The organism is Leeia aquatica, from assembly GCF_012641365.1.
GTDB lineage: Bacteria > Pseudomonadota > Gammaproteobacteria > Burkholderiales > Leeiaceae > Leeia > Leeia aquatica.
Genome location: NZ_JABAIM010000001.1, coordinates 821,784 through 841,201 on the forward strand (window position 1 = coordinate 821,784; position 19,418 = coordinate 841,201).

General features: G+C 60.6%; 20 protein-coding genes and 1 pseudogene. 6 read left to right on the plus strand and 15 right to left on the minus strand.

Annotation, left to right across the window (positions count from 1 at the left end):
* Nucleotides 1-273 precede the first annotated feature (273 nt).
* Together HF682_RS04220 and HF682_RS04225 are read left to right on the plus strand one after the other, a co-directional pair.
* Nucleotides 274-513 (plus strand): hypothetical protein, encoded by a 240-nt coding sequence (locus tag HF682_RS04220; protein WP_168875978.1) that lies wholly within the window; start codon nucleotides 274-276, stop codon nucleotides 511-513.
* A gap of 50 nt (nucleotides 514-563) precedes the next feature.
* Nucleotides 564-1,715 (plus strand): ATP-grasp domain-containing protein, encoded by a 1,152-nt coding sequence (locus HF682_RS04225; RefSeq protein ID WP_168875979.1) that lies wholly within the window; start codon nucleotides 564-566, stop codon nucleotides 1,713-1,715.
* 43 nt (nucleotides 1,716-1,758) lie between these two features.
* Here the strand turns inward: HF682_RS04225 and HF682_RS04230 are convergent, their stop codons facing one another.
* Complete coding sequence (locus HF682_RS04230; protein ID WP_205881899.1) at nucleotides 1,759-2,988, minus strand: trans-sulfuration enzyme family protein; 1,230 nt, start codon at nucleotides 2,986-2,988, stop codon at nucleotides 1,759-1,761.
* A gap of 52 nt (nucleotides 2,989-3,040) precedes the next feature.
* Here HF682_RS04230 and HF682_RS04235 point away from each other — a divergent pair, with 52 nt between their 5' ends.
* Nucleotides 3,041-3,820: an AraC family transcriptional regulator gene (locus tag HF682_RS04235; protein WP_168875980.1), complete on the plus strand. Its 780-nt coding sequence runs from the start codon at nucleotides 3,041-3,043 to the stop codon at nucleotides 3,818-3,820.
* A gap of 83 nt (nucleotides 3,821-3,903) precedes the next feature.
* Here the strand turns inward: HF682_RS04235 and HF682_RS04240 are convergent, their stop codons facing one another.
* The 4 genes from HF682_RS04240 to HF682_RS04255 all read right to left on the minus strand — a co-directional run bounded on the left by HF682_RS04240 (nucleotide 3,904) and on the right by HF682_RS04255 (nucleotide 7,567).
* On the minus strand, nucleotides 3,904-4,482 hold the full coding sequence (locus HF682_RS04240; RefSeq protein ID WP_168875981.1) for a hypothetical protein: 579 nt from the start codon (nucleotides 4,480-4,482) through the stop codon (nucleotides 3,904-3,906).
* 70 nt (nucleotides 4,483-4,552) lie between these two features.
* Nucleotides 4,553-5,287: a sulfite exporter TauE/SafE family protein gene (locus HF682_RS04245; protein ID WP_168875982.1), complete on the minus strand. Its 735-nt coding sequence runs from the start codon at nucleotides 5,285-5,287 to the stop codon at nucleotides 4,553-4,555.
* A 35-nt stretch (nucleotides 5,288-5,322) separates the two neighbouring features.
* On the minus strand, nucleotides 5,323-5,751 hold the full coding sequence (locus tag HF682_RS04250; protein WP_168875983.1) for a hypothetical protein: 429 nt from the start codon (nucleotides 5,749-5,751) through the stop codon (nucleotides 5,323-5,325).
* Between the two features lie 112 nt (nucleotides 5,752-5,863).
* Complete coding sequence (locus HF682_RS04255) at nucleotides 5,864-7,567, minus strand: serine hydrolase domain-containing protein (protein ID WP_168875984.1); 1,704 nt, start codon at nucleotides 7,565-7,567, stop codon at nucleotides 5,864-5,866.
* A gap of 315 nt (nucleotides 7,568-7,882) precedes the next feature.
* On the opposite strand from HF682_RS04255, the pseudogene HF682_RS17770 reads away from it, so the two are divergent.
* A pseudogene (locus HF682_RS17770) lies at nucleotides 7,883-8,023 on the plus strand (IS481 family transposase); the annotation flags it as partial.
* On the opposite strand, the gene HF682_RS04260 reads toward HF682_RS17770, so the two are convergent.
* The 9 genes from HF682_RS04260 to HF682_RS04300 all read right to left on the minus strand — a co-directional run bounded on the left by HF682_RS04260 (nucleotide 8,020) and on the right by HF682_RS04300 (nucleotide 16,521).
* The gene (locus HF682_RS04260) at nucleotides 8,020-8,397 is read right to left on the minus strand and encodes a hypothetical protein (protein WP_168875985.1); all 378 of its coding nucleotides are present in this window, start codon (nucleotides 8,395-8,397) and stop codon (nucleotides 8,020-8,022) included. The pseudogene HF682_RS17770 and the gene HF682_RS04260 sit on opposite strands and share 4 nt — an antisense overlap.
* Before the next feature lie 282 nt (nucleotides 8,398-8,679).
* Nucleotides 8,680-9,135, minus strand: coding sequence for a hypothetical protein (locus HF682_RS04265; protein ID WP_168875986.1), 456 nt, complete (start codon nucleotides 9,133-9,135; stop codon nucleotides 8,680-8,682).
* Nucleotides 9,136-9,253: 118 nt separating this feature from the next.
* A complete protein-coding gene (locus HF682_RS04270; RefSeq protein ID WP_168875987.1) occupies nucleotides 9,254-9,433 on the minus strand; it encodes a hypothetical protein in 180 nt (59 codons plus the stop codon).
* Nucleotides 9,434-9,548: 115 nt separating this feature from the next.
* The gene (locus HF682_RS04275) at nucleotides 9,549-9,908 is read right to left on the minus strand and encodes a hypothetical protein (protein ID WP_168875988.1); all 360 of its coding nucleotides are present in this window, start codon (nucleotides 9,906-9,908) and stop codon (nucleotides 9,549-9,551) included.
* A gap of 345 nt (nucleotides 9,909-10,253) precedes the next feature.
* On the minus strand, nucleotides 10,254-11,225 hold the full coding sequence (locus tag HF682_RS04280) for a dipeptidase (protein ID WP_168875989.1): 972 nt from the start codon (nucleotides 11,223-11,225) through the stop codon (nucleotides 10,254-10,256).
* A gap of 59 nt (nucleotides 11,226-11,284) precedes the next feature.
* Entirely contained in the window at nucleotides 11,285-11,920 is a 636-nt protein-coding gene (locus HF682_RS04285; protein WP_168875990.1) for a sarcosine oxidase subunit gamma, read from the minus strand.
* Nucleotides 11,913-14,957 (minus strand): sarcosine oxidase subunit alpha family protein, encoded by a 3,045-nt coding sequence (locus tag HF682_RS04290; RefSeq protein ID WP_168875991.1) that lies wholly within the window; start codon nucleotides 14,955-14,957, stop codon nucleotides 11,913-11,915. Before HF682_RS04290 ends, HF682_RS04285 begins: the two co-directional genes overlap by 8 nt.
* The gene (locus tag HF682_RS04295; RefSeq protein ID WP_168875992.1) at nucleotides 14,954-15,250 is read right to left on the minus strand and encodes a sarcosine oxidase subunit delta; all 297 of its coding nucleotides are present in this window, start codon (nucleotides 15,248-15,250) and stop codon (nucleotides 14,954-14,956) included. Before HF682_RS04295 ends, HF682_RS04290 begins: the two co-directional genes overlap by 4 nt.
* Before the next feature lie 11 nt (nucleotides 15,251-15,261).
* The gene (locus HF682_RS04300) at nucleotides 15,262-16,521 is read right to left on the minus strand and encodes a sarcosine oxidase subunit beta family protein (RefSeq protein ID WP_444543165.1); all 1,260 of its coding nucleotides are present in this window, start codon (nucleotides 16,519-16,521) and stop codon (nucleotides 15,262-15,264) included.
* Between the two features lie 451 nt (nucleotides 16,522-16,972).
* On the opposite strand from HF682_RS04300, the gene HF682_RS04305 reads away from it, so the two are divergent.
* The gene (locus tag HF682_RS04305; protein WP_168875993.1) at nucleotides 16,973-17,485 is read left to right on the plus strand and encodes a hypothetical protein; all 513 of its coding nucleotides are present in this window, start codon (nucleotides 16,973-16,975) and stop codon (nucleotides 17,483-17,485) included.
* A gap of 80 nt (nucleotides 17,486-17,565) precedes the next feature.
* Nucleotides 17,566-18,321, plus strand: a complete 756-nt coding sequence (locus HF682_RS04310; RefSeq protein WP_168875994.1) for a substrate-binding periplasmic protein — start codon at nucleotides 17,566-17,568, stop codon at nucleotides 18,319-18,321.
* Nucleotides 18,322-18,323: 2 nt separating this feature from the next.
* Here HF682_RS04310 and HF682_RS04315 read toward each other — a convergent pair whose 3' ends face one another.
* Nucleotides 18,324-19,418 (minus strand): HD-GYP domain-containing protein, encoded by a 1,095-nt coding sequence (locus tag HF682_RS04315; protein WP_168875995.1) that lies wholly within the window; start codon nucleotides 19,416-19,418, stop codon nucleotides 18,324-18,326.

The window sequence follows — 19,418 nt, forward strand, 5'->3', positions numbered from 1 at the left end:
TCACATGTAACAGCGTGACCTATCACGCTGTCTTTTGTCTTGTTTTTACCACAGCAAAAAGAATGTGGGCATGCCTTTATTGCCGCATCAATACACGATTTCATAAATTGATATCTTTTGTTTAACAAATTTTAATAATTTAGTCAGTGAAATTGCTTGAATAGCAAAGGCGCGCGCATGACGATAGACACGGGCCCACCCGGCTGAGGCTATCCAAAGCAGGATGTGGTCCTGTCGTACAAAGCCCATCATTACAAAACCTGGAGGCAACACATGACTGCATCAACAAGCCGTACGCTGGCCCATCAACTCGCACAGAACCTGAGCGCGCAAGAACTGGAACAAGTCGCAGGAGGCTTCAATCCCAACGGAAATTATGCCTCGCCGGGCTGGAACGAACGCACGCTGACCAATCCATTTGAGTTCAGCTGGCAGTGGAATGAATCCACCCACAGCTATCAGTCGCAGCTCACCATCGTCCACAGCAGCATCGACAACATCGTGCATGGCTGAAGCACGCTGCCCCCTCTTTGGAGGGGGCCCCCGGACACAGGACACCAGATATGGGTTTACTCATCATCGCCCCGCTGCGCGACGACCATGCCCTTGCCGTGATGTGGTCGCTACGCCGGGCCGGGCTGGATAGCTGGTTGTGGGATCCCACAGCCTTCCCCAGCCAGGGCACCATCAGCCTCAACCCCACCGAGCTGCAGACACACCGGCTGGAAGTCCACACCCTGAAAGGGGAGCGTGTGGATTTGCCGCTGCAGCACGTCAAGGCCGTCTGGTGTCGCCGCATGATGCGCGCCGCCCCGTATCTGGACTTCAGCCACATCCACCCTGCCGACCTGGGATTTGTGATCGAGCAAGCCAGCGGCATGATCCGCAATGTCTGGGACTGGCTGGCAACCGTACTGGCCGATGTCCCCTGGGTGAACCCGCTGAATGCACACGTCGAGAGCAACAGCAAAGGCAAACAGCTGCTGATGGCACAGCGTGCCGGGTTTGCCATCCCGCCGACCCTGATCAGCAATCATCCGCAGCAGGTGCGTGCTTTCTGCGAACAGCATCAGGACGGCCTGATCTACAAGACCTTCACCCCCGCCAGCTGGCAGGACGAGCCCGGCCGCAGCCTGCCCACCAGCCGGGTCTGCCTCAAGGACCTGCAGGACGATCAAGCCATCCAGTCCAGCCCCGGCATCTATCAGGCACGCATCGAGAAAGCGCATGAGCTGCGGGTGCTGGTCTGCGGCACCCATCTCCTGGCGGCCCGCATCCACTCGCAAGAGCAAGCAGCCTCCAGCACGGACTGGCGAACCCAGCAGGGCCAGTTAAGGATGGAGCCCTGCGAGCTCAAGGCGGATGATCGCGCCCGCATCCGCAGCTTCATGCAAGGCATGGGGCTGGCTTTTGGCAGCCTGGATCTGGTGGTCACCCCGCAGGGCGAGCTGGTTTTTCTTGAAGTCAACGAGCAAGGCCAGTTCCTGTTTCTGGAAAGCCACTGCCCAGCGCTACCGGCACTGGCCACCGTCAGCAGCTTCTTTGCCGAGCAGCTCGGCCTGCATCGGCCACACCCCTGGCCGGATTTCGCCAGCTGCAAAGCCGATAGCCAACTGGCCGAGTGGCGCAACCAGCACCACCGGCACCGCCCAACCCCGACACGCCGCATCGCCTACCGCTTTATCGAACCACCCCAGCCATCGGGTCAGGGCTGAAGCCATCCACCAGCGCGGAGCGCAGCAAGCATGCCCGCGCTGGTTAGCCCGCCCCGCCCTGCAAGAGCGGCAGAGCCGCAGCCAGGTCCCGGCACAAATCGTCCGGCGATTCCAGCCCGATATGCAAGCGCAGCAGCCGCCCGGCATCCGGCTGCACCGGCAATCCGCGCAGGTGGTGCGGGATGGCAGGCATGACCAGGCTCTCGAAGCCGCCCCAGCTGGTGCCGAGGCCAAACCACTGCAGCGACTCGATGAAGCGGGTAAACGCCGGTTCGCTGCAGGGGGCCAGCTCCACAGTAAACGGCCCCGGCGCGCCGGTGAAATAACGCTGCCACAGGGCATGACCAGGATCGGTGGGCAGCGCCGGGAACAGCACCCGCTCAATCTGCGGTTGTAGCGACAGCCACTGCGCCACTTGCAAGGCGCTGGTATGGTGGCGCGGCATGCGCAGATGCAGGGTGCGCAGACCGCGCAGGGCCAGCCAGCAGGCATCTGCAGACACGTGGCTGCCCGTGCGGTCACACCCGCTGCGAGTCGCTTCCAGCGCGGCATACGACCCGGTGGTCAAGCCGAGCATCACGTCCGAGTGTCCGTTAAGGTATTTGGTGGCGGCATGAATGGCGATATCGACACCATGTCGGTGGGCGTCAAAGAACAGTGGTGTACCCCAGGTGGCATCACAGGCCACCGGCACCCCTTGCGCCGCTGCCAGCGCGCACACCGCGCCCACATCGACCATCTGCATGGTGAGCGAACCGGGCACTTCGATGAACACCAGGAAGCTGGCGGCCGTCAGCTTGCCTGCCAGGTCTTCCGCACTGCAGAAGGTTTCCACCCGGCACTGCAACGGCGCCAGCACCTGCTCGCACAAGGCACGGGTAGGCCCATATACCCCTTCTTGCAGCAGAATCAACCCGCCGGGCCGCGCATGCGCGCCGAGTACGGCGGCAATGGCGCTCAAACCGGAAGGGGTGGCGATGCAGCTTTCCGCCCCGCTCAACCGGGCCATTGCCTGCTGCAATTCAAACTGGGTGCTGGTGCCGGAGCGGCCATAGCGGGGCGACTCAAACACACAGCCGCCGTTGCTGGCCTTGAAATCAGCCAACGTCGGGAACAATAAAGTCGAGGCGCGCACCAGCGGGGGATTCACCGCGTGACTGGCGGCTGCCGAGTCTCGGCCCAGGTGAACGAGCGCGGTTTCCAGCGAGGCGGGCAGATCAGGTCGGGAGGTCAGGGTGCAGGCAGGTGTCTTCATGCCACCCAGTGTAGGCATGCTACACTGGTCTGTATCACGTCAATCAGACAGAATATGTCGCCAATCGGCCATGCCTACCGCTACCCCACGCAAACGGCTGGACTTCCAGCACCTCACCTCGCCACTGATTGCGCTGGACAACCACTGGCCCAGTGGCAGCAGCACCGGGTGGCACACCCATCCACGCGGGCAGCTGCTCTACGCCATCCACGGGGTAATGAAAGTGGAAACCGAAGCCGGCAGCTATGTCATTCCCCCCAGCCGGGCGCTGTGGATGCAGCCTGGATTGCGGCATAACGTCACCATGGCGGGTGCCGTCGAGATGCGCACAGTCTATCTGGACACCACGCTGATGCCCGAGCTGCCCGCCCACAGTGGGGTGGTACATGTCTCCCCCTTACTGCGTGAATTGCTGCTGGCTACGGTGCACCTGCCGCACGCGGCCCCGGAGACCGACCGCGCACACTGCATCCGGCAACTGCTGGTCGACGAACTGCGCAGCGCCAGCACTCTGCCCTTGCACCTGCCCCTGCCACATCACCCCGTCTTGCAGCGGCTATGCCAGACGCTGTGCGACCACCCCGCCGACCCACGCAGCGCCACCGCCTGGGCCCGCGAACTGGGCATGAGCGAACGCAGCCTGCATCGCCTGTTCACGCGGGAGACCGGTCTACCTTTCACCCGCTGGCGGGACCAGGCCCGCCTGTTCGCGGCACTAACCGCCCTGGCCGAAGGCCGCAAAGGTCTGGATGCCGCGTTTCATTGCGGCTTCAGCAGCCAGAGCGCCTTCGTCGCCTGGTTCCACCGCCAGACCGGCGACACCCCCGCAGCATACTATCGGGAAGGTTGAGGGGTTCGGGGCGGCGCAGGTTGTTACCCCTAAGCTGCTCAGTCGCTAAGACCGCCCCCCGGGGCGATTAGTCAATTGAATGCTTATAAAACATCCCAAACGCTGCAAAGTGATGCTTTACTCAGTGGAACCTTCTCTTGCATGGTAACCCCCAATGGGCCTTCGCTGATCTTGAGCACCAGGAACTCACAGCTTGATCCATTTAGTCGAAACAAGGCCTCATAATTAGCATCACGCTCAGGAAGGAAGGATTGATGTACAAAGCACTGATAGCGACCACCACTCGACAAGTAATCCAGCGTCATGGGTTTCCCGGCCGGAATATACACTTCTGCTTCCTCGAATCTTCCAGCACTCCGGAACTGCTTTGTGGTAGCTGAGGGCGCAGGCATCGGAATAGGTGAGCGCTTGGGATCCGCAAAGCCTCCCATCGTGATGGCAATCACCCCAGACTCCGGCACGCCCCAGTCTATGCAATCCTTTCCGGGTACACCACGGACCATTCCGCCTTGGACCGATACGCGTAGTTGTGCTCGGTCACCCTCAGTAGGCTCCTGGTAGTTGCGATTGAAGGCTCGGACATTACTGATGTTGCCACATGCCGTCAGGACAGTAGCCAGTATGAACGCCAGCAATATAGAAACCGTACGCTGTGAAGGCATTATTCCCTCCAAAATCAATCAGCATATATCATAAGCATGGAACGTATCACTGTACCGAGGTACAACCCCACTACCCCCAAGCCCGCCACAAGGTCAGCCCGCCTGCGGCGATGACCAGCAGCAGCACGATGGACTGGAACTGCTGCTCGGTAAGGATGCCGACGATTTTCTTGCCAAGCCAGGTGCCGACGACGCTCACCCCCAGCAGCAGCGGGATCAGGTAGAGGTCGTCGTGATGTACGAAGCCGCTGGCGGCGTACACCACGCTGCGGCTGGCGTCGATGCCGAAGTCGATGATGGCAGAAGTCGCGATGAACACCTGCGCAGGCAAGCCATACGCCGCCAGCACCACCCCGCGCACCGCGCCGCCGGTGCCGAGCAGGCCAGAGAGGAAGCCGGACGCGAGCCCGCCCAGCACCGCATTGGCGGCAACCGGGCGCAGGCGGAACTGACGAAACAGCAGCAACAGCCCACCCAGCCCGATCAAGAACCCCGCCAGCAGCAAGGTCAGCAGCGCAGACGGCAGCAGCCCGCTCATCAGCGCCCCGGTGATGGCCGCCAGCACCGAAGGCAGCCCCATCTGCAGGATCAGCCTGCGGTCAAACCCCGCGCGGAAGAAATAGATTTTGGCGGCATTGCTGCTCAGGTGATACAGCGCCGCCACCCCCAGCACCGAGTGATAATCCAGAAAATACCCGGCCAGCGGCACAAACAGCAAGGATGAGCCAAAGCCGCCCACAGTACCGACCACCTCGGCCAGCAAGGCCAGCAGCATGAAGTACAGCAGCAGGTCGGGCGGGAGCATGGTTTAGTCGCCTGCCTCAGCCAAGGCGGGCATGCTCAATCAAAAAGCTGCTGGATGTTGGCATTCCAGAAGAAGGTGTTGAGCACCCAGCCATTTGGCGACTTGTAGAAGATAAAGCGCCAGGGCAAGGCATGCTCCTCGGTTTTCTCGATGTACATATACTGCATCACCGATTCGCCCGCCTTTTTGAGGCTGACGAATTCAAAACCGACCGGTTTGCCATACCGTCCACCAACTTGATCACGCAGGGCCTTGGTTCGCAACTCCAGACTCTGCAGCTCCGCAACCGGAACCACCGCGTAGGGTTTCATACTGGCAAAAGCACCAGACAAGTCCCCCTTGCCGACTTGCGCCATCACCTTGTCCGTGAACGCCCGCACTTCCACCTCGGACTTCAAGGTCGCGGCCGTGGCAACTGTTGCGAGGAACAATATCAGCAGTGAGGCACACAGTTTTTGCTGCATAGAGAGGCAGGCTCCAGTGATTGGTCAGAGAAGATCATTGTGCCACACGCTGGCCGCATATGACCTCAGCCCTGTGCAATCACTGCGCCGGTGCAGCCCTACTGCACTGAAGTCACGGTGCCACGACGGCTGCCGAGAGGTTCACCTTGTTGAACTGCACATTGCTGGCGCGGTCTTCATTGATGGTAAAGCCGCTGCAGCCCTTGCCGGGGGTGCAGGCAAACTGGACCATCCCGAATGGCCACGGGCCGACCAGGCGGTCCCCTTCCAGCGGTACCAAGGCCACTTCTCCGCGTGGGTGGCGCAGCAGTGGCTGGCCATCCTGGATGCGAACGGTGTAGAGCACCTGCAGCTCCTTGCTGTAATACTCGCCCGCCAAGCGGCTCAACTCCTGCTCTGGCACGGTGGCCATGCGCTTGCCGCGCACCGAGCGTGTATTGCGCAGCCAGGTGCCACTCTCCACCACGCCCGCAGCATTGGGTGGATCAAAGCGGAAGCTGGCGTTGACCAGCTTGGAGAAGAACTCGCGCTCGCTCTTGGGGTAAAACGGCATTGGGTCATCGCCCACCGTCCAGCCCACCAGATGGCCGTTTTCCTTGCGGAAGATAATGGCCGAGCCATTTTCCAGCCGGTAGCTGCCCTGCAGGGCATCCAGCCGCGCCGGGTCCAGCGCTACACGGGTACTGCCGGAGTAATCCGGCACCGGCTGTGGCAAGGGCTTGAGCTGGCCCTCCAGCACAATATCGGCAATCCGCTGGCCCAGCCGCGCCGCCTGCACGTCCGCACCATTGCCCAGCACGATGATGCTCAGCTTCTGCTCCGGAAAGCGCGCGATATTGCTGCGGAAACCCGCATCCGAGCCGCTATGGCCGATCTTGCGCACCCCACGGTACGCATCCAGCTCCAGGCCACCGCCATAATCGGTGGCATTGCCGTCGTTCAAAGTCGCCGAAGTCTGCATCTGGACAATCAGCGCCTTGCCGCCCACGCGGGCATCGTCGAAATTACGGCTCCACAAGGCCAGGTCGTCAATGGTGGTCAGCAGATTGGTCGGGCCCACCGTGGAAAACGACAGCGGCACCCCCTCATAACCCTGATCCGGCGCAGGCTGGTAAGACAGCGCACGCCCGGCCACCAAGGCGCTGTATTGCTCGCGGAAGGACGTATTGCGCATGCCAAGCGGATCGAAAATGCGCGCCTTGGCAAACGCGGCCAGCGATTGGCCGGAGACCTTCTGCACAATTTCCGCCAGCAGCAGATAGCCGGTATTGTTGTAGGCAAAATCACTGCCCGGCGCGAAATTCAGCGCCTGCTGGTGCCGCACCAGCTGCATCACGTCGTTCGCCGTGATGACATCTTCCATGCGCCAGCCCGCCAGCGCCAGCAGGTTCAGGTCATCACGCAGGCCGCTGCTATGGGTCAGCAGATGGCGGATGCGAATGGGCTGGCCAAAGTGGGGCACCTCAGGCAGATACTGCCGCACATCATCATCCAGCGACAGCTTGCCCTCCTGCGCCAGCAGCAAGATTGAAAACGCGGTGAACTGCTTGGCCAGCGAGGCCACGTGGAAGCGGGTGGTCGGCGTAATGGCCCGCCCCTGCTCAATATCCGCCATGCCGAAGGCTTTGCGGTAGACCACCTGCCCGTCTCTCAGCACCGCCACCGCCGCACCGGGCGTATCCGCATGGTTCCAGGCCGCAAACAGACCATCCAGCTGTTGCTCAGTTGCCGCAGGCAGTGCCGCGCCATCCTGCGCGAAGGAAGCCAAGGGGAACGCCGCCAGCATCAGTGCCAGCACAAAGGAAGGTGTACGCATGCGGGTCAGCCTCTCCAGTAGATGAAAGGCATGCGGCCCCAAGCCCCATTACGCCCGAAGTGCATGGTAGGCGGATGCCGTGCATCGTGACAAGTGGCCAAGTAGTCAGTTTTTGGCTTCGACCGGCACCGTCGGGTAGCAACACGTAGGGCGCAATAACCGCAGGGCATTGCGCCACACTCACGATCACACCGTCACGTATTCTCATGTCACCATGCACGGATGGTTACTGCATGGCAGAGTATGCAGGGAAAGCGGCTCGAGTAGTACGGCGCAATGCCCTGCGGTTATTGCGCCCTACGCGGGCTGCACCACTATGTATGGCTGTATAACCAGCACTTGCCACAGAAAGCCTTGGGTCATGAAACACTGATACAGGCGTTGAAACGATGGCAACATTTCCATCCGCATCTATTCTTGAGAGCGGTGCGTAATCATGCGGGACCTGACAGCTAGATGGAAATAATGGCCAAAATACTTTTCTCTTTTATAAATACAATCCATTTCCTAAGACACTCCTCAAAGACATTTGTTTCTATTACTGCGCTATAATTTTCATCATGACTTGAAAATATTTTCACGGTGTCAAAAGAAATTAAACCAATCCAGCCTTCACGTCCCCACTCCATGGTATCTGCATTATTTTTTCGAATATAATCAATACGTCGCACCCCTTCATCTAGCCAGCATATAGATTCATCGATGCCTACGCCACCATCATCCATAAGAATACATGACAATAGACTAACATCTCCATGCATCGCCAAGTCTGAGGTGCAAACTGGGTGGTGACCCGTGACATCTGTGCTCCAGTAGAATTTCGTGGCCATTTTATTATCTCGATTCAATATGCCGGATAAACAGTGATTTTTGGTTGTAGCACGTAGGGCGCAATAACCGCAGGGCATTGCGCCACATTTACCATCACGCCATCACGCATCCCCATGCCACCATGCACGGATGGTTACAGCATGACAGTGCACGCAAGGAAAGCGGCTCAGGGGGCGGCGCAATGCCCTGCGGTTATTGCACCCTACGTGGGCTACTTCTCAGCGGGCTGGTTTTGGGGAGGATTACCGGGGCTTCTGCAATTTAATCGACCACCCTCAGAGTCAGAAAATAACAAGCCGCCCTTTTGGGAAATTACCATCCCAGCCACAAGGGAAATGGCCTTTAGCGTACCAATAGGCTTGACTTGCAAAAAATCCAGGAGGGTAAACATCGGAAAACTCTGCTTCCAAGCAAAGATGCAATACATCCCACTGAACAATATCCACAAAAATTGTAGGAAGGTTATTATCTTTAACAACCTTCGCTGTTTTTTTTATAACAAAAGGAATTGCCACCTTCTTCACTTCTTTAGCTATTGCATTCCAATACAAAAATCTATCTTTATTTCTCTCGGCGAGCCTTGAAGCGTATTGATTCGCAGCTTCTTGACATAGCCCCTCCCAACCCTCACTGGAACAACTCTCCACTGCACCATCCCATGTCTCAAGAATCAATGGGTAGTCAGAGTCTTTTTTTCCTACATTGCAAAACCATTCGACTGCATCAAGTTCTTGCAATGTTATTATCGATCTACTTAACATTATTCCTGACCCGCCTGGTAAATTCTACGAGAAGTTCTAGCCCACGTAGGCACCCGCAACACCACCGGAGGGCACACTCATCCAGATGATGGATTCAGTAGCCCCCTGCCCGCCCCTCAGCACCGGGCGTATCCGTATGGTTCCAGGCCGCAAACAAACCATCCAGCTGCTGCTCGGTTGCCGCAGGCAGTGCCGCACCATCCTGCGCGAAGGAAGCCAAGGGGAACGCCGCCAGCACAGTAGGGCGCAATAACCGCAGGGCATTGCGCCCCATTCACCATCACGCATCCCCATGTCAGCATATCACCATGCACGGGTCGCTACAGCATGGCTGAGCATGCATGCAAAGTGGCTCAGGGGGCGGCGCAATGCCCTGCGGTTATTGCGCCCTACGCGGGCTCAGGGGTCCAATTCCAACCGGTAACTTCAGTTATGTAATCTTCGAAATCGCAAGACGCCACAACAAAGTCACATTTCAAGCGCAGCCAAATCACTAATTCCACCAAGGCTCGATTGAAATTATCTTCGTTATCCATGTTAGAGACAGAATCAATCTCAACGTAATAACGAGATCTATCCACTGGGTAAGTAGATGAAGTAATGCTCGCTCCTTCAACACGGCTATCATTTACAAACAGCGAGTACTCTGCCATGGAAATGCAAATGCATTCTTTGAAACCCAGAGCAAAAACACCCTCCATCTCGTCAAGGTCGAAGTTCGCATCAATATAGAGTTTGCAGTAGCTCATTGTTTACAGTCCAAATGTATATGCCAGCGCCGATCGAAGTCCATTATCGAAAATACCTCCCGCACGAATGATAGAAATCTGAACCTTGTTTGTCGGGAAACTCAAGTCCTTAGGGAGCTCTGAAAAAGCCCTCAACAGTCGCAGCGAAAAACGCCCCAAACGCAGTACATTATGTGTCAGGTAACGGACGAAGGTTTGGCTTTCTGACAAACCGTTCCGGGTACGACGGATAGTAACCCTTCGACGCCAGCCGTGCGCTACATCCTCACATGCCAAGCCCCCCACAACAAAAAACCGCCCATTCGGGCGGTTTTTTCACATGTAGACGCGCTCATCAGCAGCCGATCAACTCCCCCACACGTCCTTGAACACGCGCAGCCAGTTGTCACCCAGCACTTTGCGGATGCGGCTCTCGGACCAGCCGGCTTTTTCCATGGCGGCGGTGAGGTTGGGGGTTTCGCCGATGGTGCGGATGCCCAGCGGGTTGAGCACGGTGCCGAAGTTAGTGAGGCGGCGGTGGCGGCCTTTGTCGTGGGTGATCCAGTCGAAGAAGCCTTTGTCGTAGCCTTGGGTGAAGTCGGTGCCGAAGCCCACGCAGTCTTCACCGGCGATGTTGATCACGTAGTCGATGGCTTCCACGTAGTCGTCCACCGTGGCTTCGATGCCGCGCTTGAGGAAGGGCGGGAACATGGTCACGCCGATGAAGCCGCCGTGGTCGGCGATGAATTTCAGTTCTTCGTCGCTCTTGTTGCGCGGGTGTTCCTTGAGGCCGGAGGGCAGGCAATGCGAGTAGCACACCGGCTTTTTCGATTCGAGGATGGCTTCCATCGAGGTGTTACCGCCCACGTGGGAGAGGTCCACCATGATGCCGACGCGATTCATCTCGTTGATCACTTCGCGGCCAAAGCCGGAGAGGCCGCCATCGCGCTCGTAACAGCCGGTGCCAATCAGGTTTTGCGTGTTGTAGCAGAGCTGCACCACGCGCACGCCCATGTCCCAGAAGGCTTCAATGTAGCCGAGGTTGTCTTCAAAGGCGTGGGCGTTCTGGAAGCCGAGGATGATGCCGGTTTTGTTGCTGTGCTTGGATTCGCGGATGTCGTCGGTACTGCGCACCAGGGTGAGCAGGTCGGCGTTGTCGCGGATCAGTTTTTTCATGTCGGCGATATTGGCCACGGTGTCCTGGAAGCCTTCCCAGACCGACACGGTACAGTTGGCCGCAGTGAGGCCGCCTTTGCGCATGTCTTCAAATACGGCGCGTTCCCACTTGGCGATGATGAGACCGTCGATGACGATCGAGCTTTCATGAATTCCGGACATGCTGTTTCCCCTGTGCGGCAGCGGCGCCCGCCGCTGCGGATATCAACGTGATGATGTGCTCAACCGGCAAGGCCAAACCCGGCGGGCAGGCTGCAGATGCCCAAGCCGTAAGGTGTGGCGGCGCGTTCGATCAGTCGCCACACGTAGTCGGCAAAGCTGCGGCGGAATACCAGGTGCAAGCCGCCCTCTTCCAGCCGGTAGACGGTGACATTGGCCTTGGTCAGCATGGTGCTCACCGCGCGGCCTACTGTCACCTGCTCAAAGTCGTATACGCCGAGGTGGCGCAGCAGCGTCACTGCGTGGCGACCGGTGAGGTAGACCTGGGTATAGCCACCGGAATTGTCCACCACCTGAACGTGCTGGCCCTTGAGCGCGCTCTCCAGCGCCGGGATCAGCGATTTGACGGTGCTGCGCTCGCCGCTGAGCAGCCATTCGTCCGGCGAGATCCACAGCAGGGTGCCGCTGGGGCCGTGGCTGTAGCTGCTGGGCTGGGTGGGCAGCGGCTGGCCGAGTACGTTGGCCACCGCATCGCGGAAGGCGGCATCGCTGCCCTGCCCGCGCAGGGTGAGGTAGCCGCGCAGCGGCAGCTCATTGGTCCAGACCCCGTGGCGATCATCCTGCGCGACCGCCCGCGAGGGCAGGTCGAACGCGTGCAGCGGGGACTGCATATAAGGCTGGAAGCGGAGATCAGACACTTTGACGTTCTCCTTGCGGATCAACAAACACGCTGGATGCAATCTTGGCGGCGTGAACCTTGCCCCCGGCCCAGACATGAACGGTATCGCCCTCGCGGTGCGCTCCGCCCTTGACCAGGGCCATGGCAATGGAGCGGCCCATGAAGGCGCTGTGGTAGCTGGAGGTGACATGGCCCAGCATCGGCACCGGCGGCATGCCCTCGCCCGGCGCACTGGCGGGCTGGTTCAGCACTTGCGCGCCTTCCACCAGCACCACGCTCGGGTCTTCGGTGAGCAGGCCCACCAGCTGCTTGCGGTCCTTGCGCGCGGTGTCGCTGCGGGTGAGCGAGCGGCGGCCAAGGAAGCTGAACGGCTTTTTCATGCCCACGGCCCAGCCCATGCCGAGGTCGATGGGGCTGACCGAGCCGTCGGTATCCTGCCCGACGATGATGAAGCCTTTTTCGGCCCGCAGCACGTGCATGGTTTCCGTACCGTAGGGGGTGATGTCGAATTCGGCACCCGCCTTCATCACCTCTTCCCACAGGTAGTGGCCGTAGCTGGCGTCCACGTTGATTTCAAAGGCCAGCTCGCCGGAGAAGCTGATGCGAAACACCCGCGCCGGCAGCCCGGCCACGTTGCCTTCGCGGCCATCCATGAACTTGAAGGCGTCCTTGTCGAAGTCGATGTCGCCACACAGCTTTTGCAGTACCTTGCGGCTGTTGGGGCCGACTACGGCAACGGTGCTCCAGTGGTCGGTGACCGAGCTGAACCAGACTTTCAGCTCCGGCCATTCGGTCTGGTGCCAGCGTTCCAGCCAGTTCATCACCCGTGCCGCACCACCGGTGGTGGTGGTCATGTGGAAGTGATCATCGGCCAGGCAGGCGGTCACGCCGTCGTCCATCACCATGCCGTTTTCGTCCAGCATCAGGCCGTAGCGGCACTTGCCGGGGTCGAGCTTGCTCCAGGCATTGGAGTAGACGCGGTTGAGGAATTCGCGCGCATCCGGGCCGCGCACGTCGATCTTGCCCAGCGTCGAGGCGTCCATCACCCCCACACTGAGGCGGGTGGCCTTGTCCTCGCGGTTCACCGCCGCGTGGATGTCCTCGCCGCCCTTGGGGAAGTACCACGGCCGCATCCACTGCCCCACCACTTCAAACTCGGCACCGCGTGCCACGTGGGCGCTGTGGATCGGCGTATAGCGGCGTGGCTCCCAGGTATCGCCCTGCACATGGCCCGCCAGCGCGCCGAAGGTCACCGGGGTGTAGGCCGGGCGGTAGGTGGTGGTGCCAACCTCAGCCACCGATTTGCCCAGCGCCTCAGCGGCGATGGCAAAACCGTTGACGTTGGAGAGCTTGCCCTGGTCGGTACCGAAGCCCAGCGCGGTGTAGCGCTTGATGTGCTCGATATTGCGGTAATTTTCCTTCACCGCGGTGTAGATCGACGCTGAATCGACGTCGTTCTGGAAGTCGATGAAGGCCTTGGCACTCTTGCCTTCCGGCTTGCCATCCGGCACGCGGAAGATACGGCGCGAGCGCACCAGCTCCGGGTCGTCCACCTGCGGCAGCTCGCTGCTCACGCTGCGGTCAAACGCAGCCAGCACGCCCGCCATCGCGGTCTGCGTCTGGGCCAGCGCGGCCCCCAGCTGGAATTGCCCGGTAATGGCGCCGACGCAGGCAATGCCGCTGCGCCCGGTTTCCGGCACCACAAAGGCCAGCCGCGATTCGTCCCACAGCGGGCGGCCGCCGTTATGGCAGAACAGGTGCACAGTCGGCGACAGGCCGCCGCTGGACAGCAGCGCGTCGCACGACAAGGTGGGGCCGCTGCCGTTCACCTGATTGCTGTGTGCATCCAGCCGCACCAGCCGTGCGCCAGTGACCTGACGGCCCCCCAGTGCCTTGGCAATGCCATAGCCCTTGTACAGCTGCACCCCAGCGGCTTCCACCGCCTGCTGGCGATGGCGCACCGCACCCTGGGCACGGGTGTCGATCAGGTGGACACGCGCCCCGGCTTCGGCCAGGTCTCGCGCGGCATCGTAGCTGTAGTCGTTGTTGGTCATCAGCGCCACCTCGTGCCCCACGCGCACGGCGTAGCGGTTGAGGTAGCTGTGGCCTGCGGCGGCGGTCAGCGTGCCCGGCAGGTCGTTGTAGCCAAACACCAGCGGGCGCTCGATGGCACCACAGGCCAGCACCAGCTGGTGCGCGCGAATCTTGTGCAGACGCTGGCGCGGCTGAGTGGCGATGCGGGCGGCAATCGGCATATGGTCTTGTTGCTGTTCCAGCGCCTGCACCAGATTACCATCGTGTACAGCAAAGGCGGTAGTACGCGGCAGCAGCTGCACATTCGGCAGGCTGACCAGCTCGGCCTGTACCGACTGCAGCCAGGCAGCAGCGGCCTGACCGCCAATCTGCTGCGCCGGATCGGACAGCAACCAGCCACCCAGTTCCGGCTGTTCATCCACCAGCATGGTCTTCAGTCCGGCGCGCCCCGCCAGCAGGGCGGACCACAGCCCGGCGGCACCACCGCCGACCACCAGCACGTCCACGTGGTGGTGCAGGTGGTCGTAAAACTCCGGGTCGGCCTCGCGCGGGGCCTCGGCATAGCCCGCTGCATTGCGGATGATGCGCTCGAACATCGGCCACAGGCTGGGGAAGCCCATGAAGGTCTTATAGTAGAAGCCTGGCGGCATGAAGCGGCCCAGCTTGCCCATCATGCCCTTGAGGTCAAAGCCCAGCGTCGGCCAGCCGGTGGCGCTGCCTGCAATCAGGCCCTGATACAGCTCGATCTGCGTGGCCTTGGCATCCGGCACGGTATACGCCCCGGTTTCCAGCTGGAACAGCGCATTCGGCTCTTCGGCACCCACGCCATAGATGCCACGCGGACGGCCCAGCTTGAAGCTGCGGCCAATCATGCGCACGCCATTGGCCAGCAGGGCGGAGGCCAGCGTATCGCCGGCGTAGCCGTGCATCTGCTGACCGTCAAAACGGAATTCGAGCGGCTGCGACCGGTCAATGCGGGCGCTGCTGCGTTCGACGCGATGGGTATTACGAACCGTACTCACGCCTCATTCTCCTGCAGGTAAAGCGGCTTGGCTTCCGCGAGGGTCCAGCAACCGGCGATTTCATGGGTGATGGTGCTGCGCTTGACGGCAAACACCTTGCGGCAGCCGCCGGTGTGCTGCCACTGCTCCCAGTGCCAGCCTTTCGGGTTCTTGCGCATGAACACGTAATCGCCCCAGGTGGCATCGTCCACCGCTTCCGGTTCGGCCGGGCGCACGATGTAGGCTTCGCCGGCGTAGCTGAACTCTTCTTCCTCGCGCACTTCTTCGCAGAACGGACAACGAAATTGCAGCATGGGTCTGCTCCTCAGTGGGCCACGGCAGCGGCGCCGTGCTCGTCAATCAGGTGGCCGCTGTGGAAGCGGTCCAGCGCGAAGGCGGCGTTCAGCGGGTGCGGTGCGTCGTAGGCGATGGTATGGGCAAACACATGGCCGGAACCCGGCGTGGCCTTGAAGCCACCGGTACCCCAGCCACAGTTGAAATACAGGCCCTTGACCGGCGTTTTCGAGATGATCGGGCAGGCGTCGGGCGACACATCCACAATCCCGCCCCACTGCCGGTTCAGCCGCACGCGGGAGAACATCGGGAACAGCTCGATGATGGCGGCGGCGGTATGCTCGATCACATGCGGGCTGCCGCGCTGGGCATAGCTCAGGTAACTGTCGATCCCGGCACCGATCACCAGCTCGCCCTTGTCGGACTGGCTGACGTAACCGTGCACCGCTCCAGACATCACCACCGTGTCCAGACAGGGCTTCATGGATTCGGACACAAACGCCTGCAGCGGGTGGCTCTCCAGCGGCAGGCGGATACCGGCCAGCTTGGCCAGCACCGAGCTGTGACCGGCGGCCACGCAGCCCACCCGCTCGGTACGGATATAGCCTTGCGAGGTCTGCAGACCTTTGATGCGGCCATTGTCGATGTCCATGCCGGTGACTTCGCACTGCTGGATGATGTCCACGCCAAGATCACTGGCGGCACGGGCAAAGCCCCAGGCCACCGCATCGTGCCGCGCCACCCCGCCACGCGGCTGGAAGCTGGCCCCCAGCACCGGGTAACGGGCGCGCTTGCTGCAATCCAGCAGCGGGATGCGGGCCTGCACTTCGTCGGCGGTGAGCACCATGGCGTCCACCCCGTTCAGCACGTTGGCGTTCACCCGGCGCTCGATGTCGCGCATGTCCTGCAGGGTGTGACCGAGGTTGAACACCCCGCGCTGGCTAAACATGGTGTTGTAGTTCAGGTCCTGCGACAGCCCTTCCCACAGCTTGAGCGCGTGCTCATACAGCTGGGCGGCTTCGTCCCACAGGTAGTTGGAGCGCACGATGGTGGTGTTGCGCGCGGTATTGCCGCCGCCCAGATAGCCCCGCTCCAGCACGGCGATATTCTTCACACCGTGGTTCTTGGCCAGGTAATAGGCGGTGGCCAGCCCGTGGCCGCCACCACCGACGATCACCACATCGTAAGAAGACTTCAGCTGCGGGCTACGCCACGCCGGGTCCCACTGCTGATTGTGCTTGAGCCCGTGCTTGAACAGGCTCCACAGCGAATAACGGTTGGATGGCATCATCTATCCTGTCTGGTGCGCTGCGCGAACATGGAAAAGCCCTGAAAACGAGGCTTCCCGGATGGCGTTCATTGTTCAAATTCGCCACTCTGTGCGATTGACCGGATCGGACGATGATTTGTTGATTTACGACAAGCCCCCTACCCGGCCTTTATGCCAGCCCGGCTTGACGCCCCCGGCCAGCCCGCACACAGTAGCACAGACTCCTCACCCGCAACGGCGACCAGCACCTCCTCCTGCGCCGCCGGACCACCCCCGGTCAGCCGGTGGGGAGTCGCCAGTGGCGGGCTACAGCGGGTAGACTCGCGGTATAATCTGCCGCAACGTCACCTTGTGTTCATACCGGACAACCCGGCCCCGCACTGTACAGTAGCGGCGCTGTGCATGCACAATGGGTACAACCCTTAGCGTACCTCACCACCTGACAACCGAACCTTACCGGTTCCAGCCAACCATGCAACTCTTGCACCGCCATTACGCCCTGTACTTCACTGCTGAGGAGAATGAACACGGCGCCGTGCTGACCTGCCACGCCCAGCACTTCCTGAGCAAAGCTCATCAGCACATCACGCTGAGTGCCACCATCAGCCTGCCAGCGGCCATGGCTGCCTTGACTCGTCAGATGGAGGCAATAGAAGTCACCCAGTCCATCAGCATCAGGCAAAGCATTGCCTGGCACTATGAGGTCAATGCCAATGTCTGCTATGGCTATACGGCAGATTGCGACTTTGCCCATACCACGTGGACTCAGGGCATGGCAAAAGCCTACAGCACCCGCTTCAACACCGAGATGCTGGCCTTGCTGGACGCCCTGCCGCCTGAGGACCAGCATTTTATCCTGCACTTTTCCGAGCAGGACTGTAGCGACCCATTCTACGACTGTTACTACAGCGAGCTTAGCCACGCCCGCGACGGCTACCAGACTTTTCGGGCCCTGCGTGCACAGTGGCAAACGTACCACCATTAGCTGCCAGACTCCCGCTTGAATTGGGGGGTGGGTTTGCTATACCGAAGTCAGGCCATAACACACTGAACAAGGGTAAGCGGATGCGGACCGTGCTGCTGTTGGCGTGCCTGCTGCTTTCGGCCCTTCAGGCCTGGGCGGGCGAGACGTTGAAAATCGCCGCTGGGCTGTGGCTGGAGCCTTACGTGATTCAGGGTAAGCCGCCCCGAGGCATGGAGCTGGATATCGTGCGGGAGGCCCTGCAGCATGCAGGCTATCAGGTGACATTCATCCTGCAGCCTTTCCACCGGAGCAAGCTGCTGTTTACCACGGGTGAGGTGGATGGCGTGATGACCATTCAGGAAAGCTTCCCGGAGGCCAAGGCGGCCTATCTTTCCGAGCGGTATATCGCTTACCGGAATCAGGCCATTTCCTTGCAAACCCGACAGCTCCAGATCTACAGCATGGCAGACTTGCAGGGGTTTTCTGTTGAGGCCTTCCAGCAGGCCCAGTTTGCACTGGGAGAGGAATTTGCGGCAGTAGTACGCAAGCATCCGTCTTACAGTGAGACTGCGGATCAGCGTACGCAGGTCTTGAAACTGCTGGCAGGCCGGACGGATGTGGCGGTGATGGATGAACGGATTTTCCGCTATCAGCAGGCCCGCCTGCAAAAACAGCCCCCTGCCAACGTGCCTCCTTACCTGCTGCGGGGTGCGGTTGAGATGCATAACCTGTTTCCCGCCACCTGGTATCGCATCGCGTTCAGGAAGCCCGCGCTGCGTGATGCATTCGACCGGGGCCTGGCCTTCCTGCGTACCAGCCACCGCTATCAGCAGATCGTGGATCAATACCTGCAATAAGCCTAATCCTCATCCCGGTAGCGTTCGGCGATCTCGCGGAATTCGGTTTCGATCTGCAGGAAAGCATCGAGGATATCCGGGTCGAAGTGGCGGGCACGGCCTTCGCGCAGGATGCGCACCGCTTCTTCGTGCGGGAAGGGTGGCTTGTAGACGCGGCGGGAGATGAGGGCGTCGTAGACGTCGGCCACCGCCATCAGCCGGGCGGAGAGCGGAATGGCGTCGCCCGCCAGCCCTTCCGGGTAGCCGCTGCCGTCCCATTTTTCCTGATGGTAGTGCGCAATCTCGCGGGCAAAGGTGAGGAAGCTGTTGCTGCCACCCAGCTCGCGCTCGACACTGAGGATGGTGTCCCGTCCGTAGAGGGTGTGCTTTTTCATTTCTTCGAATTCTTCCGCATCCAGCCGCCCCGGCTTGAGCAGAATGCGATCGGGCACCCCCACCTTGCCGATGTCGTGCAGCGGGGCGGATTTGTACAGCAGGGTAATGTTTTCCTCGGTGAGGGTGTCGGCAAAACGCGGGTGCTCGCGCAGGGTGCGGGCGAGCGCGGCGACGTAGTGCTGGGTGCGGCGGATGTGGTTGCCGGTTTCGTTGTCGCGGGTTTCTGCCATCGAAGCCATGGCGGTGATCAGCGCATCCTGCAGGCGGCTGAGTTCGGCGGTGCGCTGCTGCACCAGGTGTTCCAGCAGCTGATTCTCCCCCTTCAGCCAGCGGCTGGCCTGACGTAGCCTTAAATGGGTAGCAACGCGAGCGTAGAGTATGGGCGGGCTGATGGGCTTGGTCAGATAATCCACCGCGCCAAGGTTGAGACCATACTCTTCGTCTTCATCCTGGCTGCGGGCGGTGAGGAAAATCACAGGTATGTCGGCGGTCTCCGGATTCGCCTTGAGCTGGCGGCAGACGCTGTAGCCATCCATCTCCGGCATCATCACGTCGAGCAGGATCAGGTCGCAGCTGGGGGCCAGTTGCAGGGCCAGCGCGCCATTAACAGCGAGCTTGATCCGGTAATGGTCTTTCAGCAACCCGGCCATCAGGCTGAGGTTGTCCGGGGTGTCATCCACCACCAGCAGGGTTAACGGGCTGTTGCTCAGCGGCTCGGCCAT

Coding starts and splice junctions, on each gene's coding strand:
- HF682_RS04220 (WP_168875978.1), top strand. CDS start 274: ATGACTGCATCAACAAGCCGTACGCTGGCCCATCAACTCGCACAGAAC.
- HF682_RS04225 (WP_168875979.1), top strand. CDS start 564: ATGGGTTTACTCATCATCGCCCCGCTGCGCGACGACCATGCCCTTGCC.
- HF682_RS04230 (WP_205881899.1), bottom strand. CDS start 2,988: ATGCCTACACTGGGTGGCATGAAGACACCTGCCTGCACCCTGACCTCC.
- HF682_RS04235 (WP_168875980.1), top strand. CDS start 3,041: ATGCCTACCGCTACCCCACGCAAACGGCTGGACTTCCAGCACCTCACC.
- HF682_RS04240 (WP_168875981.1), bottom strand. CDS start 4,482: ATGCCTTCACAGCGTACGGTTTCTATATTGCTGGCGTTCATACTGGCT.
- HF682_RS04245 (WP_168875982.1), bottom strand. CDS start 5,287: ATGCTCCCGCCCGACCTGCTGCTGTACTTCATGCTGCTGGCCTTGCTG.
- HF682_RS04250 (WP_168875983.1), bottom strand. CDS start 5,751: ATGCAGCAAAAACTGTGTGCCTCACTGCTGATATTGTTCCTCGCAACA.
- HF682_RS04255 (WP_168875984.1), bottom strand. CDS start 7,567: ATGCGTACACCTTCCTTTGTGCTGGCACTGATGCTGGCGGCGTTCCCC.
- HF682_RS04260 (WP_168875985.1), bottom strand. CDS start 8,397: ATGGCCACGAAATTCTACTGGAGCACAGATGTCACGGGTCACCACCCA.
- HF682_RS04270 (WP_168875987.1), bottom strand. CDS start 9,433: ATGGGGCGCAATGCCCTGCGGTTATTGCGCCCTACTGTGCTGGCGGCG.
- HF682_RS04275 (WP_168875988.1), bottom strand. CDS start 9,908: ATGAGCTACTGCAAACTCTATATTGATGCGAACTTCGACCTTGACGAG.
- HF682_RS04280 (WP_168875989.1), bottom strand. CDS start 11,225: ATGTCCGGAATTCATGAAAGCTCGATCGTCATCGACGGTCTCATCATC.
- HF682_RS04295 (WP_168875992.1), bottom strand. CDS start 15,250: ATGCTGCAATTTCGTTGTCCGTTCTGCGAAGAAGTGCGCGAGGAAGAA.
- HF682_RS04300 (WP_444543165.1), bottom strand. CDS start 16,521: ATGATGCCATCCAACCGTTATTCGCTGTGGAGCCTGTTCAAGCACGGG.
- HF682_RS04305 (WP_168875993.1), top strand. CDS start 16,973: ATGCAACTCTTGCACCGCCATTACGCCCTGTACTTCACTGCTGAGGAG.
- HF682_RS04310 (WP_168875994.1), top strand. CDS start 17,566: ATGCGGACCGTGCTGCTGTTGGCGTGCCTGCTGCTTTCGGCCCTTCAG.
- HF682_RS04315 (WP_168875995.1), bottom strand. CDS start 19,418: ATGGCCGAGCCGCTGAGCAACAGCCCGTTAACCCTGCTGGTGGTGGAT.